The organism is Agromyces sp. ISL-38 (genome assembly GCF_018613935.1).
Classification (GTDB): domain Bacteria; phylum Actinomycetota; class Actinomycetes; order Actinomycetales; family Microbacteriaceae; genus Agromyces.
The window spans coordinates 23,089-37,477 of sequence record NZ_JAGGPF010000006.1 but is presented as its reverse complement, the minus strand read 5'-3'; the positions used below and the strand labels follow the sequence as shown (position 1 = coordinate 37,477).

Sequence of the window (14,389 nt, the reverse complement as noted above, 5' to 3'; positions counted from 1 at the left end):
GAGAAGTCCTCAGGTACGCAGAGGATTTTCGGCCTCTCTCCCGGCCTCTACACCGCCTGCGATGACGCCACGGCGGAGCGATTGCGGCGGTACCGAAGAAGCCCTCGGTTCACCTGCCGTGCCCACAACGGCCCACGGTAGATGAACGCGGTGTAGCCCTGCACGAGCGTGGCACCGGCATCGAGGCGATCCTGCACATCGGCCGCAGTCTCCACACCTCCGACCGACACGACGCAGAGCTCGGCCGGGACCCGGTCGCGGATCAGCCGGAGCACGGCGAGCGAACGAGCCGCGAGGGGCGCGCCCGACAGGCCGCCCGCCCCGATCGCCTCGACCACGGATGCCGGCGCCGTCAGGCCCTCGCATGCGATCGTGGTGTTCGTGGCGATGATGCCGTCGAGCCCCAGACTCACGACGAGTTCGCAGATGCGCCCGATCTCGTCATCGGCGAGGTCGGGCGCGATCTTCACGAGCAACGGGGTCTGTCCCGCGGCGACCTTCACGGACTCGAGCAGCGGCGCGAGGGCGTCGAGCTCCTGCAGCCCGCGCAGACCCGGGGTGTTCGGGGAGCTCACATTGACCACGAGGTAGTCGGCGAACGGTGCGAGCACGCGCGCGCTCCGCTCGTAGTCGGCAACGGCCTCGTCGACCGGTGTCACGCGGCTCTTGCCGATGTTCACGCCGAGCACCGGTCGATCGGTGCGGCGCGACAGGCGCGAGAGGCGCCCCGCCGCGGCATCCGCGCCGCCGTTGTTGAACCCCATGCGGTTCACGAGCGCACGATCGGCGGTGAGCCGGAACAGCCTCGGACGTGGATTGCCCGGCTGTGCGACCGCCGTGATCGTGCCGACCTCGACATGGCCGAACCCGAGGTGGCCGAGCCCGCGTACGGCGAAGCCGTCTTTGTCGAAGCCCGCGGCGACACCGAACGGGGATGGGAAATGAAGCCCGAGCGCCTCGACGCCAAGCGCCGGATCGGGCGCGGTGAAGCGCTCGACGAGCCGGCCGAGACCGAACACCGGGAGCCGTTGGATGAGCCGGAACGCCAAGTGGTGCGCGTCTTCGGGATCCATGCGCGAGAGGAAGAGGGAGAAGAGGAGTCGATACATGCCGGACTCAGGCTATCGGAGTCGCGCCGCCCGGCCGACGGCTCACTCGACGGGGCGCGCCGGGAGCCGGCCGTGCTCGGCGCGCAACTGCCCGATGGCGGCGTCGAAGTCGTCGAGCGACTCGAAGGCCTGGTACACGCTCGCGAATCGCAGGTACGCCACCTCGTCGAGCTCGCGGAGCGGCGGCAGGATGGCGAGACCGATGTCGTTCGCCTCGATCTGCGAAGCGCCCGTCGAACGGATGGTCTCCTCGACCTTCTGCGCGAGCACCGCGAGGTCGGAGTCGGTGACGGGGCGGCCCTGGCATGCCTTCTTGACGCCGAGCACGACCTTTTCTCGGCTGAACGGCTCGACCACTCCGCTGCGCTTGATCACGACGAGACTCGCCGTCTCGGTGGTCGAGAACCGCCGCCCGCACTCGGGGCACTGGCGACGGCGACGGATCGAGAGCCCGTCGTCGCTCGTGCGCGAGTCGATGACGCGTGAGTCTGGGTGACGGCAGAACGGACAGTGCATGGTCCTTCCAGCCTAGCGGCGGTGGAGGACCGGGCGGCTGCCGGCCCGGCGGCGGATGACCCGAACCGGCGTCAGCGGATGACCCGAACCGGTGTCAGCGCCGATCGCCGAAGCGCGCCGTCACGGCCTCGCCGTGCGCGGGGAGGTCTTCCTCGTTCGAGAGTGCCGCGATGACGGGCGCGACCTCGCGAAGGGCCGCCTCGTCGTAGCGGACGACCTGCTGCGGGCGCAGGAACGTCGCCGCCGAGAGCCCGGCGGCATACCGCGCCTGGCCTCCCGTGGGGAGCACGTGATTCGAGCCCGCGGCATAGTCGCCCAGGCTGACCGGCGAGTATGCGCCGACGAAGATCGCCCCCGCGTTCTCGATGCGCGAGAGCACGTCATCGGTGTCGCGCACCTGGATCTCGAGGTGCTCCGGTCCGAATGCGTTGGCGAAGTCGGTCGCTTGCACGAGGTCGTCGACGAGCACGAGCGCTGACTGCGCGCCGGTGACCGCCTCACGCACGCGATCGCGGTGCTTCGTGGCCGCGACGCGCTCCGCGAGCCGCTCGAGCACTTCGTCGCCGAAGGCCGCGGAATCGGTGACGAGCACGACTGCCGCGAGCTCGTCGTGCTCGGCTTGGCTCACGAGGTCGGCCGCGACGAAGTCGGCGTCGGCGGAGTCGTCGGCGATGATGAGGATGTCGGTGGGGCCGGCTTCGGCGTCGATGCCGGTGACGCCCTGCACGAGCCGCTTGGCCGCCGCGACGTAGACGTTGCCGGGGCCGGTGACCCGTTGCACGGGGTCGAGTCCGATGCCGTCGACGCCGTAGGCGAACGCAGCGATCGCTCCGGCACCGCCCATCGCGTAGACCTCGGTGATGCCGAGCAGCGCGGCGACGCCCGCCACAGTCGGGTGCACCCGTCCGCCGAACACGGCTTGCGGCGGCGAGGCGAGGGCAATGGACCGCACGCCCGCGACCTGCGCCGGCACGACGTTCATGACGACGCTCGACGGGTACACGGCCTTGCCGCCGGGAACGTAGAGGCCGACACGGGAGACGGGCTGCCAGCGCTGCTCGATCACCGCGCCGTCGCCGAGCACGGTCGTCTCCGGCGCCGGCACCTGCGCGGCACTCGCGGCACGTACGCGGGCGATGGTGCGCTCGATGGCGTCGCGGATGTCGGGGGCCAGCCCGGCGAGCGCTTCGTCGAGCTCTTCGACGGGAACGCGCACTGCCGTCGGTCGCACCCGGTCGAGTCGCTCGGCCTGGTCGAGGAGCGCGGCCTCACCCCGCTCTCGCACGTCGTCGATGAGCGCGCGCACGACCTCGAGCGCGGCGGAGACATCCGTCGCGGCCCGCGGCACGAGCGCGAGCAGCTCTCGCTGGGTCGGACGGGTTCCGCGGAGGTCGATGGTACGCAGCATGGCGGATCCAGCCTAGCGAGCACATCGCCGGGGCGAGACCGCCATCGTCACACGAGGCAGTTCGGGCCGAGCAGGCTCTTCAGCTCCCCGTAGAGGTCGGCGGTGACGCGCACGGGGTACGGCAACTCGAACACCCGCGCCGAGCGGCCCTTCACGAGCCGCAAGCGCACCTCGGTCTCGCCTCGATGCCGGATCAGCACGTCGCCCAGTGCAGAGATCGTGTCGGTCGTGGCTCGCACGTCGGGCAGCGAGATGATGACCGGCCCGACCTCGTCGCCCTGGCCCAGTTCGGGCGAGAAGACGCTGTAGGCGTGCAGGTTCATGCCGTCGTCGCGCATGCTCACCCGGCCGCGCACCACGACGATCGAGTCGCCCTTCAGTCCGGGTGCGAACTCCTGGTAGGCCTTGCCCATGAACATCACCGTGATGTCGCCCGAGAAGTCCTCGACCTGGATCATGCCGTACTGGTTGCCGCTCTGGCGCGCCACGCGATGCTGCACACTCGTGACGAGTCCTGCAACCGTGACGGTGTCGCCGTCTTGGGTGGAGTCCGAGCTCAGGAGGTCGGTGATCGTCGTCGAGGCGTGCTTCGCGAGCGGCGCCTCGAGTCCTGCGAGCGGATGGTCGGAGACGTACAGGCCGAGCATCTCGCGCTCGAACGCGAGCTTGTCGCGCTTGGCCCACTCGGGCCGGTCGGGAACGAGGGTCACCGCGTGCTTCTCGTGCTCCTCGAAGAGGCTGTCGAAGTCGAACCCGAAGTCGCCGACCTCCTCGGCGCGCTTCTCCTTCACGACGGACTCGACCGCACTCTCGTGGATCTCGACGAGGGCCCGACGCGTGGCGCCGAGCGAGTCGAACGCGCCCGCCTTGATGAGCGACTCGACGGTGCGCTTGTTGGCGACCTGGAGCGGCGACTTCTTCAGGAAGTCGTGGAACGACTCGAAGCGCCCCTTCTGCTCTCGGGCAGCCCTGATGGCGTCGACGACGTTGAAGCCGACGTTGCGCACCGCACCGAGGCCGAAGCGGATGTCGTCGCCGACGGCGGCGAAGTACCCGATCGACTCGTTCACGTCGGGTGGCAGCACCTTGATGCCCATGCGACGGCACTCGTTGAGGTAGAGCGCGAGCTTGTCGCGGGCGTCGCCCACGCTCGTGAGCAGCGCCGCCATGTACTCGGCGGGGAAATGCGCCTTGAGGTAGGCGGTCCAGTAGCTCAGCACGCCGTAGGCGGCCGAGTGCGCCTTGTTGAAGGCGTAGTCGGAGAAGGGCAGGAGGATGTCCCACAACATCTTGATCGCGGCATCCGAGAACCCGTTGGCCTTCATGCCGCCGCTGAAGCCCTCGTATTGCTTGTCGAGCTCGGACTTCTTCTTCTTGCCCATCGCACGTCGCAGGATGTCGGCCTGGCCGAGGGAGAACCCCGCCACGCGCTGGGCGATCGCCATCACCTGCTCCTGGTAGATGATGAGGCCGTAGCTCGTGTCGAGGATCTCTCGCAGCGGCTCTTCGAGCTCGGGATGGATCGGCGTGATCGGCTGCAGCCCGTTCTTGCGCAGGGCGTAGTTGATGTGCGAGTTCGCGCCCATGGGGCCCGGGCGGTACAGTGCGATGACGGCCGAGATGTCCTCGAAGTTGTCGGGCTTCATCTGACGAAGCAGTGAGCGCATCGGCCCGCCGTCGAGCTGGAAGACGCCGAGCGTGTCGCCCCGGCTGAGCAACTCGTACGCAGCACGGTCGTCGAGGGCGAGATCTTCGAGCACCGGCCGGAATCCGCGGTTCGCCCCGATGTTGTCGAGCGCGTCGTCGATGATCGTGAGGTTGCGAAGCCCCAGGAAGTCCATCTTGATGAGACCGAGGGCCTCGCACGCGGGATAGTCGAACTGCGTGACGATCTGGCCGTCTTGCTCCCGCTTCATGATCGGGATGATGTCGATGAGCGGATCGCTCGACATGATGACGCCCGCGGCGTGCACGCCCCACTGCCGCTTCAGGTTCTCGAGGCCGAGCGCCGTCTCGAAGACCGTCTTCGCCTCGGGATCGGTCTCGATGAGGGCGCGGATGTCCCCCGCTTCCTTGTAGCGAGGGTGATCCCTGTCGAGGATGCCCGTGAGCGGGATGTCCTTGCCCATGATCGCCTGCGGCATCGCCTTCGTGAGCTTCTCGCCCATGCCGAACGGGAAGCCCAGCACGCGCGAGCTGTCTTTGAGCGCCTGCTTCGCCTTGATCGTGCCGTAGGTGACGATCTGCGCGACTCGCTCGTCGCCGTACTTCTCGGTGACGTACCTGATGACCTCGCCGCGACGACGCTCGTCGAAGTCGACGTCGAAGTCGGGCATCGAGACGCGGTCGGGGTTCAGGAAGCGCTCGAAGATGAGGCCGTGCTGGAGCGGGTCGAGGTCGGTGATGCGCATCGCGTAGGCCGCCATCGAGCCCGCACCGGAGCCACGGCCCGGCCCGACGCGGATGCCGTTGTTCTTCGACCAGTTGATGAAGTCGGCGACGACGAGGAAGTAGCCGGGGAACCCCATCTGCAGGATCACTCCGACCTCGTAGTCGGCCTGCTTTCGCACCTCGTCGGGGATGCCGTTGGGATACCGCACGTGGAGCCCGCGCTCGACCTCCTTGACGAACCAGCTCTCTTCGCTCTCACCCTCGGGCACCGGGAAGCGGGGCATGTAGTTCGCGCTCGTGTTGAACTTCACGTCGCAGCGCTCGGCGATGAGCAGCGTGTTGTCGCACGCCTCGGGGTGATCGCGGAAGAGGTGGCGCATCTCTGCCGCGGTCTTCAGGTAGAACTCGTCGGCGTCGAACTTGAACCGGTTCGGGTCGTCGAGGGTCGAGCCAGATTGCACGCAGAGCAGTGCCGCATGGCTCTTCGCGTCGTGCGCGTGCGTGTAGTGCAGGTCGTTCGTGGCGACGAGCGGGAGATCGAGCTGTTTCGCGAGGCGCAACAGGTCGTCCATGATGCGCTTCTCGATGCCGAGCCCGTGGTCCATGATCTCGGCGAAGTAGTTCTCGCGGCCGAAGATGTCGCGATAGTCGGATGCCGCTTTGAGTGCTTCGTCGTACTGCCCGAGCCGCAGCCTGGTCTGCACCTCGCCGCTCGGGCAGCCCGTGGTGGCGATGAGCCCGTTCGAATACGTCTGCAGGAGCTCGCGGTCCATGCGCGGCTTGAAGTAGTAGCCCTCGATGGAGGCGCGACTCGAGAGCCGGAAGAGGTTGTGCATGCCCTCCGTCGTCGCGGAGAGCAGGGTCATGTGGGTGTAGGCGCCGGAACCCGACACGTCGTCGCCGCCGCCGTTGCCCCAGCGCACCCTGGTCTTGTCGCCGCGGGCCGTGCCCGGCGTGATGTAGGCCTCGGTGCCGATGATCGGCTTGATGCCGGCGTCGGTCGCCTGCTTCCAGAAGTCGTACGCGCCGAACACGTTGCCGTGGTCGGTGATGGCGACGGCGGGCATCCCCTCGCCCTTCGCGGCTTGGATGAGCTCGCCGACCCGTGCTGCACCGTCGAGCATCGAGTACTCGCTGTGCACGTGCAGGTGGACGAAGGAATCGGTGGCCACTGGGCTCCAAATCGGGGTGCTGCGAGTTCGGTTCCGGGGGTCTTCAAAGTCTATGGCGACCCTGCGACCCGGCGGCATCAGGACTCGCGTGCACGCGCCCGTCAGTCGCCGCGCAGCACCTCGAGCGCGTGCGCGAGGTCGCTCGGGTACTCCGAGACGAAGGTCGCCCACTCCCCGGCGGGGTGCGTGAACGAGAGCTGTCGCGCGTGCAGCCACTGCCGGCTGAGGCCGAGGCGTGCAGAGAGCGTGGGATCGGCGCCGTACATGGTGTCGCCGACGCACGGATGCCGCTGCGCCGCCATGTGCACCCGGATCTGGTGCGTCCGCCCGGTCTCGAGGTGCACCTCGAGGAGCGACGCGGCGCGGAAGGCCTCGAGCGTCTCGTAGTGCGTCACGGCGTGCTTGCCGCCAGCGAGCACCGCGAACTTCCACTCCGAGCGGGGATGCCGGCCGACCGGTGCGTCGATCGTGCCGGCCAGGGGGTCGGGGCGACCCTGCACCACGGTGTGGTAGATCTTCTCCACCTCGCGGTCGTGGAACTGGCGCTTCAGCTCTGTGTAGGCACGTTCGGACTTCGCAACGACCATGAGCCCGCTGGTGCCCGCGTCGAGCCGGTGCACGACACCCTGGCGCTCGGGTGCGCCCGAGGTGGAGATGCGGAACCCGGCGGCCGCGAGGGCGCCGACCACGGTCGGCCCGTTCCAGCCGAGCGACGGATGTGCCGCGACGCCGGCAGGCTTGTCGACCACGACGAGGTCGGCGTCGTCATGGACGATGCCGAGGTCGGCGACTGCGATCGGCTCGATCGCGAGCGTGCGCGGCGGCTCCCAGCTCACCTCGAGCCACGCACCACCGCGAAGGCGGTCGGACTTGTCGACGGAAGTCCCGTCGAGCAGCACGCCGCCTTCCGTCGCGATCTCGGCCGCGAGCGTGCGCGAGAAGCCGAGGAGCTTGGCGAGGCCCGCGTCGACGCGTGCGCCGTCGAGCCCGTCGGGAACGGGGAACGAGCGATGCTCCATGCTCAGGACTCGCGTGCGAGCTCAGGGCTCGCCGAGAACGCGCGGCCGTCGCTCGCCGCGTCGCTCGCCGCGTCGCTCGCCGCGGCATCGGGCGCCACCGTGTTCGGCCGAACATCGCGAGTTCCGTCGAGCCCGACGCCGCGGATCGTGAGGACCATGAAGAGCACCATGCTCGACACGATCGCGATGTCGGCGAAGTTGTAGATGGCCGGTATGAACCACGGCGTCGAGATGAAGTCGACGACGTGCCCCAGGCCGAAACTCGGCTCTCGCATGAGTCGATCGGTGAGATTGCCGAGCACGCCGCCGAGGAGCAACCCGAACACGACCGCCCACGCGATGGAGTGGATGCGACGCGCGAACCACACGATGAACGTGATCACGGCGGCCGCGAGGATGGTGAAGATCCAGGTCATGCCGCTCGCGAGCGAGAACGCCGCGCCCGGGTTGCGCACGAACCGCCACTCCAGCGCTGACCCGAGCACCGGCACGATTTCGCCCTCGGTCAGGTTCGAGACGACGAGGAACTTGCTCAACTGGTCGAGGCCGTACGCCGCAATCGCGGCGCCGGCCAAGACCAGGAGAGCACTGGCGATGCCGACCTTGGCGGCCCGCTCAGCCTCCAAAGCCCTGGAAGGTCGGCGCAGGCTGCTCGGCCGGCACGCCCGCGCTCACCGGCGAAGAGAAGCCCTGGTTGCCCGAGACGGAAACGGGTGCTGCCGTGTCGAGGTCGCGCAGCTGGCCCTCGATGTAGCTCTTGAGCTTCTGCCGGTACTCACGCTCGAACACCCGAAGCTCGTCGACGCGCTTCTCGAGCGCGAGACGCTCCTGGTCGAGAATGCCCATCTGGGCGCGCTGCTTCGCCTCGGCCTCGGCAACGACGCGAGCCGCCGTTGCGTGGCCTTCGGCGATGAGCGCGTCGCGCTTCTCGACGCCCTCGCGCACGTGCTCCTCGTGCAGCCGGCGGGCCAGCTGCAGGAGGTTGGTCGTGCTGGCCTGCTCGTCGAAGTCCGACTGCGGGGCCGGAGCCTGCGTCGGCACGGCCACCGTGGGCGGCGGCGCAGCAGGCTCGGTGTAGACCGCGGCAGGCGCCGGCGCCGCGGCGGATGCCTTGCCGGCCTCCGCGGCACGGGCCTCGGCCGCGTTCACTCGCTGGCGCAGCTCCTCGTTCTCCTGGTTCAGCCGGCGAAGCTCGACGACCACCTCGTCAAGGAAGTCATCGACCTCGTCTTGGTCGTACCCTTCCCGGAACTTCGTCGCCTGGAAGCGCTTGTTGACCACATCTTCCGGAGTTAGCGCCATGGCTTTCCACCCTCAAATCTGTCGAACTGTTTCGAACATGTTCAGCTAACGCTAGCAAAGAGATCCTGAGAGGCGCAGTGCCGATCGTCTCGGCCCCACTCCTCGCAGGAGATCATCAGCCCGCGGCAGCGAGCCATGACACCACGGTCATGGCCACGATGATGACGAGCATCGCGAGACTCCACCCGAGGTCGAGCGCGATCTGGCCGATGCGGATCGGCGGCACGACCCGCCGGAAGAACCGCACCAGGGGGTCGGTGACGCTGTACACGGCCTCGACGATCACGAGCGACGCCCCCCGGGGTCGCCAGGATCGGTTGAACGTGCGCACGAGGTCGAGTATGAAGCGCCCCCACATCACGAAGAAATAGATGAGGAGCAACGTGTAGAGGATGCTCCAGACGACGGAGAACGCGCCCACGTGCAGCTACGCGTGCGTGAAGAACGACGCGTCGACGTCGCCTTCGGTCTCACCGGTCTCCCCCGAGACCACCACGTGTGCGGGCGAGAGCAGGAACACCTTGCTCGTGACGCGCTCGATCTTGCCGTAGAGGCCTTGCGAGAGCCCGCTCGCGAAGTCGATCAGGCGCCGCGCATCGGCATCCGACATCTGCGACAGATTGATGATCACCGGCACTCCATCACGGAAGGACTCGGCGATCACCTGCGCGTCTCGATACTGACGCGGGTGCACGGTCAGGATTTCGTTCATCTCCGCCTGCGGTGTGCTCGGTTGTGCGTGGTGCTTTCGGAGTGGCGTCACCGCCGCGCCGGTCTTCGGCGCCGGGGCGGCGTGCACGATCGGCGCAGCCTGTGGCTGCGCGTGCGTCTGCGGAGTCTCGTCTTCGAACTCCTCATCGGCGAGTCCGAGATAGACCATGGTCTTCTTGAGCGGGTTCGACATCGCTGCCTCCGTCTGTTTTCCGTCTCTTCGAGGCTAACCGGCGACCGGCCGATTCCCGGTGATTGCGGTGCCGATCCGGAGGTGTGTCGCACCTTCCATGATCGCGTCGCGGTAGTCGTGGGACATTCCCATGGACAATCCTCGCGCGTCCGGAGCGATTCGACGAATGCGTTCCGAGTACTCCCTCATGCGTGCGAACGCAGGGCGAGCGGGTTCGCCGAGCGGTGCGACCGCCATCAGACCGAGCAGTCGGAGTCCGGATGCCGCCAGCACGCGCTCCACGAGGGCGTCGAGCTCGTTCGGCGCGACGCCGCCCCGCCCCGGGTCGTCGGTGAGGTTCACCTGTACGAAGCAGTCGACGGATGCCACATCCGATCGCAGCGCGTCGACGAGGCCGGGCCGGTCGACCGAGTGGATCACCGACGCGTAGGCGAGCGCCTGCCTGGCCTTCTTGCTCTGCAGTTGACCCACGAAGTGCCAGCGGAGCCCGAGGCCTGCCAGCTCGGCCGCCTTCGCCTGCGCCTCCTGGTGGCGGTTCTCGCCGATGTCGCGCACGCCGAGCTCCGCGAGCTCGGCCACGAGCGAGACGGGCTGGAACTTCGTGACGACCACGGTCGTGAGCTCGTCGGGCGATCGCCCGGCCGCCTCAGCGGTCTCGGCGATGGCCGCGCGCACGGCGGCCAGCCGGTCGGCGAGTACGCTCATGCGCACCGCCTACCGGTCTGGAGCGCGCCGCTCACTTCAGGAAGTCGGGAATGTCGAGATCGTCGTCGCCGCTGTCGAAGGCGGGGTCAGAGACGATCTGGTCGCCTGCACCTGTCGACGCCTCGCCCCAGTTCGCCGTCTCGACGAGCTCATCGATGTTGATCTCGCCGATGGCATCGCCGGTGTCGCCCGACAGCGCGGAGCCGCCGATTCCGGCGCCGACGGCCGCAGTGGCGAAGTTCGAGCGCCGTGCCTCGACGGGCTTCGCACTCGAACTCGGCTCACCCCCGTCGAATCCGGCGGCGATGACCGTGACGCGCACCTCGTCGCCGAGGGTGTCGTCGATCACCGCGCCGAAGATGATGTTCGCCTCGGGGTGCACGGCCTCCTGCACGAGGCGCGCCGCGTCGTTGATCTCGAAGATGCCGAGGTTGGAGCCGCCCTGGATCGAGAGGAGCACGCCATGCGCGCCGTCGATCGAGGCCTCGAGCAGCGGACTCGCGACGGCGAGTTCGGCCGCCTTGATCGCACGATCGGCTCCTCGCGAGGAGCCGATGCCCATGAGCGCGGAACCCGCGCCCTGCATGACCGACTTGACGTCGGCGAAGTCGAGGTTGATGAGGCCCGGCGTGGTGATGAGGTCGGTGATGCCCTGCACGCCGGCGAGCAGCACCTGGTCGGCCGTCGCGAACGCCTCGAGCATCGAGATGCCGCGGTCGCTGATCTCGAGCAGGCGGTCGTTCGGCACGACGATGAGCGTGTCGACTTCTTCCTTCAGCCGGCCGACGCCCTGTTCGGCCTGCGTCTGGCGACGCTTGCCCTCGAACCCGAATGGCTTGGTGACGACACCGATGGTCAGTGCGCCGATCGACTTCGCGATGCGCGCGACGACGGGTGCGCCGCCGGTGCCCGTGCCGCCGCCCTCGCCGGCCGTGACGAAGACCATGTCAGCGCCCGCAAGCGCCTCCTCGATCTCTTCGGCGTGGTCTTCGGCCGCACGGCGACCGACCTCTGGGTCGGCGCCTGCACCGAGGCCGCGGGTGAGATCGCGGCCGACGTCGAGCTTGACGTCGGCGTCGCTCATGAGCAGCGCCTGCGCATCGGTGTTGATGGCGATGAATTCGACTCCGCGGAGACCGAGTTCGATCATGCGGTTGACGGCGTTGACACCGCCGCCGCCGATACCGACGACCTTGATGACGGCGAGGTAGTTCTGGTTTGATGACACGTCCGGCCTCCGTCGAAACTCTGAACCTCTAGTCGAAGGTTAAAGTCTTGCTGAGTATGCAATTCCTGACTTGACGGTACGTGTGACGTGCCCGCCGCTGCGCAAGGACAGCCCGCGTGTCGCGAACCGCCCGCAAGACTCGTGCCCGCAGCATCCGATTCGCCTGATTCACTCCGTCACGAGACTCGACGGCGCCGAGACGTCGTACTGCGAGACCGAATCGGGCGGCGCCGCCTGCATGAGCCTCGCGAGCCCCGCCGCCTTCAGCTCCGAGTCCTCAGCGCTCCCCCACACGACCGTCGCACCCGCTGCGAGCTGGAGCCGCACGTCGTCGGCGGTCGCCGCCTGCACGCCGACGAGCTGCGCGCGCACCTCGGCGGGCAGGCTCCGCACGACGGCGGCCGCGGCGCGGAACCCCTCGCCCGCGATGCCGCCCTCGGCCTCGATGAGCGGCTGACCTTCGAGCCGCGCGTCGGGTCGTTCGATAACCACGCCGGCCGCGTCGACCAGCTCGAGGCCATCACCCGTGTCGATGACGCCGACGGGCGTGCGCTCCACGATTCGCACCACGAGCGTGCCGGGCGGAATCGTCTCGGTCGAGTACGTCTCGATCAACGGGAACGCCGAGAGCGCGTCATGCACGTCGGCCGAGGCGATGAGTGGCAGCGGCGTGCCGAGCATGCCGGCGAAGGCCGCCTGCACGTCGGCGGCGGGAATGCGCTGGGCACCCTCGACGCGCACGTCCCGCAGTGCCATCAGGGGCGAGTAGGCCCCGCCGATCACGACCGCGACGAGCGCCGCGATCGAGCCGAGCACCACGGTCCAGACCAGCCGGCGGCGACGTGACCGCTTCGTGAAGCGGCGCACCTCCAGTCGCTCGTACCGGCGACGTTCTCGCGCGGCCGCCGCGAGGACGCGCTTGGGCGAGCGGGCGTCGCGCGAGCGTTCCGCGACGGCCGATCCGGATGCCGCGACGAGTTGCCCTGGCTCGGCATCGGTGGTGTGCGACATTGTGCTGCCGGATGCCGCGATGACCGCGATCGGCTCGGTCGCCACCCGATCGCGATCGGACGACCGCTTCGATCGGGCCTTCCGCTGGGACGCGCCGACGGGCGGCGCCGCGGCGGCCGACTCGCCCACGGGCGGCGCCTCGTCGGGCGGCTTGTGCCGCTCGGCACGACGCGTGGCCGGCTGGTCGAACCCCTGCGGCCGCTTCACGCGCCGCGCGCCCTCATCCGCGCTCCCGCTCGAGCGAGCCGAGCAGTTGCGGCACGATGCGGTACACGTCGCCGCAGCCGAGGGTGATCACGAAGTCGCCCTCGCGCGCGATGCGCGCCGTGTAGTCGGCGGCCTCTTGCCAATCGGGCACGTATGCGACGTGCGTCGCGTCCGCGAACCGCTCGCTCACGAGCGCGCCGGTGACGCCGGGCTCGGGGTCTTCACGCGCCCCGTAGACGTCGAGCACGACCGTCTCATCGGCGAACCGCTCGAGCACCTCGGCGAACTCGTTCGCGAACAGCCTGGTGCGGCTGTAGAGGTGCGGCTGGTGCACTGCGATGATCCGCCCGGAACCCACGACGGTGCGCGCCGCCGAGAGGGCGGCGGCGACCTCGGTCGGGTGGTGAGCGTAGTCGTCGTAGACGCTCACGCCTCCGACGGTGCCGTGCAGCTCGAAGCGGCGGCCTGTGCCGGCAAACCGGGCGATGCCGTCGAGGGATGCCGCGGGGTCGAATCCGAGGCCGACGAGCACCGCGAACGCGCCGGCTGCGTTGATCGCGTTGTGCCGGCCCGGGATGCGGAGCGTGGCGCGGTGGTCGACGCCCCGGTAGGAGATGGCGAATGAGACAGGACCGTCGGTCTCGATGGAGTGCACGCGCACCGAGGCATCCGCCGCCTCGCCGAAGGTGACCACGTTCTCGTGCGAGAGCCGTTCGGAGACGCGCTTCGCGCCGGCATCGTCGGACGAGATCACGACCGACTCACGGGCACGATCGGCGAAGTCGACGAACGCCTGCTCGAACGCCTCGAGGGATCCGTAGTGGTCGAGGTGGTCGGCATCGACGTTCGTGATCAGGGCGACCGAGGTGTCGTACAGCAGGAACGAGCCGTCGGACTCATCGGCCTCGACGACGAAGAGCTCGCCCTCGCCCGCCGACGAGCTCACGCCGAGCTCCTCGATGACGCCGCCGTTCACGAAGCTCGGATCAGCGCCGAGCTCGAGCAGGGCCGTGATGATCATGCCCGTCGACGTGGTCTTGCCGTGCGCGCCGGCGACCGACACGAGACGCTGGCCCGCGATGAGCCAGGCGAGCGCCTGCGACCGGTGGAGCACCGGCAGTCCTCGCTCGAGCGCGAGCCGGTACTCGGGGTTGTCCTCCCACAGTGCGCCGGTCACGACGACCGCATCGGCATTGCCGAGGTTGGCGGCGTCGTGCCCGATCGCGATCTCGGCGCCGAGCTCGCGCAGGGCCGCGATGTTGTCGGAGTCGCGCACGTCGGAGCCCGTGACGCGATGACCAGCGCCGATGAAGAGCCGTGCGATGCCGCTCATGCCGGATCCGCCGATGCCGACGAAGTGCACGGCGCCGAGCTCGGCGGGGATCTTTACGGAGAGGTCGGGCTTGATGGTCACGGG

13 protein-coding genes are annotated in these 14,389 nt (G+C 68.8%); all 13 read right to left on the bottom strand.

What is annotated here, in order from left to right:
* Nucleotides 1-47: 47 nt before the first annotated feature.
* Nucleotides 48-1,109 carry a quinone-dependent dihydroorotate dehydrogenase gene (locus tag J7E25_RS05110; RefSeq protein ID WP_214868589.1) on the bottom strand — a complete coding sequence of 354 codons (1,062 nt, stop codon included), beginning with the start codon at nt 1,107-1,109 and terminating at the stop codon, nt 48-50.
* Nucleotides 1,110-1,151: 42 nt separating this feature from the next.
* Nucleotides 1,152-1,625: a transcriptional regulator NrdR gene (gene nrdR, locus J7E25_RS05105; RefSeq protein ID WP_214868588.1), complete on the bottom strand. Its 474-nt coding sequence runs from the start codon at nt 1,623-1,625 to the stop codon at nt 1,152-1,154.
* A gap of 94 nt (nt 1,626-1,719) precedes the next feature.
* Nucleotides 1,720-3,033: a histidinol dehydrogenase gene (hisD, locus tag J7E25_RS05100; protein WP_214868587.1), complete on the bottom strand. Its 1,314-nt coding sequence runs from the start codon at nt 3,031-3,033 to the stop codon at nt 1,720-1,722.
* A 47-nt stretch (nt 3,034-3,080) separates the two neighbouring features.
* On the bottom strand, nt 3,081-6,548 hold the full coding sequence (gene dnaE / locus J7E25_RS05095) for a DNA polymerase III subunit alpha (protein ID WP_251038831.1): 3,468 nt from the start codon (nt 6,546-6,548) through the stop codon (nt 3,081-3,083).
* A gap of 149 nt (nt 6,549-6,697) precedes the next feature.
* The gene (locus J7E25_RS05090) at nt 6,698-7,615 is read right to left on the bottom strand and encodes an RluA family pseudouridine synthase (protein ID WP_214868584.1); all 918 of its coding nucleotides are present in this window, start codon (nt 7,613-7,615) and stop codon (nt 6,698-6,700) included.
* Between the two features lie 2 nt (nt 7,616-7,617).
* A complete protein-coding gene (gene lspA, locus J7E25_RS05085; protein ID WP_251038824.1) occupies nt 7,618-8,241 on the bottom strand; it encodes a signal peptidase II in 624 nt (207 codons plus the stop codon).
* On the bottom strand, nt 8,231-8,917 hold the full coding sequence (locus J7E25_RS05080) for a DivIVA domain-containing protein (protein ID WP_214868582.1): 687 nt from the start codon (nt 8,915-8,917) through the stop codon (nt 8,231-8,233). Before J7E25_RS05080 ends, lspA begins: the two co-directional genes overlap by 11 nt.
* 115 nt (nt 8,918-9,032) lie before the next feature.
* Entirely contained in the window at nt 9,033-9,338 is a 306-nt protein-coding gene (locus tag J7E25_RS05075; RefSeq protein ID WP_214868579.1) for a YggT family protein, read from the bottom strand.
* Nucleotides 9,339-9,344: 6 nt separating this feature from the next.
* Complete coding sequence (locus J7E25_RS05070) at nt 9,345-9,821, bottom strand: cell division protein SepF (protein WP_214868577.1); 477 nt, start codon at nt 9,819-9,821, stop codon at nt 9,345-9,347.
* Nucleotides 9,822-9,854: 33 nt separating this feature from the next.
* Nucleotides 9,855-10,526: a YggS family pyridoxal phosphate-dependent enzyme gene (locus J7E25_RS05065; protein WP_214868575.1), complete on the bottom strand. Its 672-nt coding sequence runs from the start codon at nt 10,524-10,526 to the stop codon at nt 9,855-9,857.
* 31 nt (nt 10,527-10,557) lie between these two features.
* Nucleotides 10,558-11,754: a cell division protein FtsZ gene (gene ftsZ / locus J7E25_RS05060; protein ID WP_214868573.1), complete on the bottom strand. Its 1,197-nt coding sequence runs from the start codon at nt 11,752-11,754 to the stop codon at nt 10,558-10,560.
* A gap of 168 nt (nt 11,755-11,922) precedes the next feature.
* Nucleotides 11,923-12,972: an FtsQ-type POTRA domain-containing protein gene (locus tag J7E25_RS05055; protein ID WP_215009452.1), complete on the bottom strand. Its 1,050-nt coding sequence runs from the start codon at nt 12,970-12,972 to the stop codon at nt 11,923-11,925.
* 13 nt (nt 12,973-12,985) lie between these two features.
* Nucleotides 12,986-14,386 (bottom strand): UDP-N-acetylmuramate--L-alanine ligase, encoded by a 1,401-nt coding sequence (gene murC / locus J7E25_RS05050; protein ID WP_214868571.1) that lies wholly within the window; start codon nt 14,384-14,386, stop codon nt 12,986-12,988.
* Between the last annotated feature and the right edge of the window lie 3 nt (nt 14,387-14,389).

Excerpts from the sequence above, each read along its gene's own strand:
- J7E25_RS05070 (WP_214868577.1), bottom strand. The coding sequence starts at position 9,821 with ATGTCGAACCCGCTCAAGAAGACCATGGTCTATCTCGGACTCGCCGAT.
- J7E25_RS05065 (WP_214868575.1), bottom strand. The coding sequence starts at position 10,526 with ATGAGCGTACTCGCCGACCGGCTGGCCGCCGTGCGCGCGGCCATCGCC.
- dnaE (WP_251038831.1), bottom strand. The coding sequence starts at position 6,548 with ATGCTCGACGGTGCAGCACGGGTCGGCGAGCTCATCCAAGCCGCGAAG.
- nrdR (WP_214868588.1), bottom strand. The coding sequence starts at position 1,625 with ATGCACTGTCCGTTCTGCCGTCACCCAGACTCACGCGTCATCGACTCG.
- J7E25_RS05110 (WP_214868589.1), bottom strand. The coding sequence starts at position 1,109 with ATGTATCGACTCCTCTTCTCCCTCTTCCTCTCGCGCATGGATCCCGAA.
- hisD (WP_214868587.1), bottom strand. The coding sequence starts at position 3,033 with ATGCTGCGTACCATCGACCTCCGCGGAACCCGTCCGACCCAGCGAGAG.
- J7E25_RS05090 (WP_214868584.1), bottom strand. The coding sequence starts at position 7,615 with ATGGAGCATCGCTCGTTCCCCGTTCCCGACGGGCTCGACGGCGCACGC.
- J7E25_RS05080 (WP_214868582.1), bottom strand. The coding sequence starts at position 8,917 with ATGGCGCTAACTCCGGAAGATGTGGTCAACAAGCGCTTCCAGGCGACG.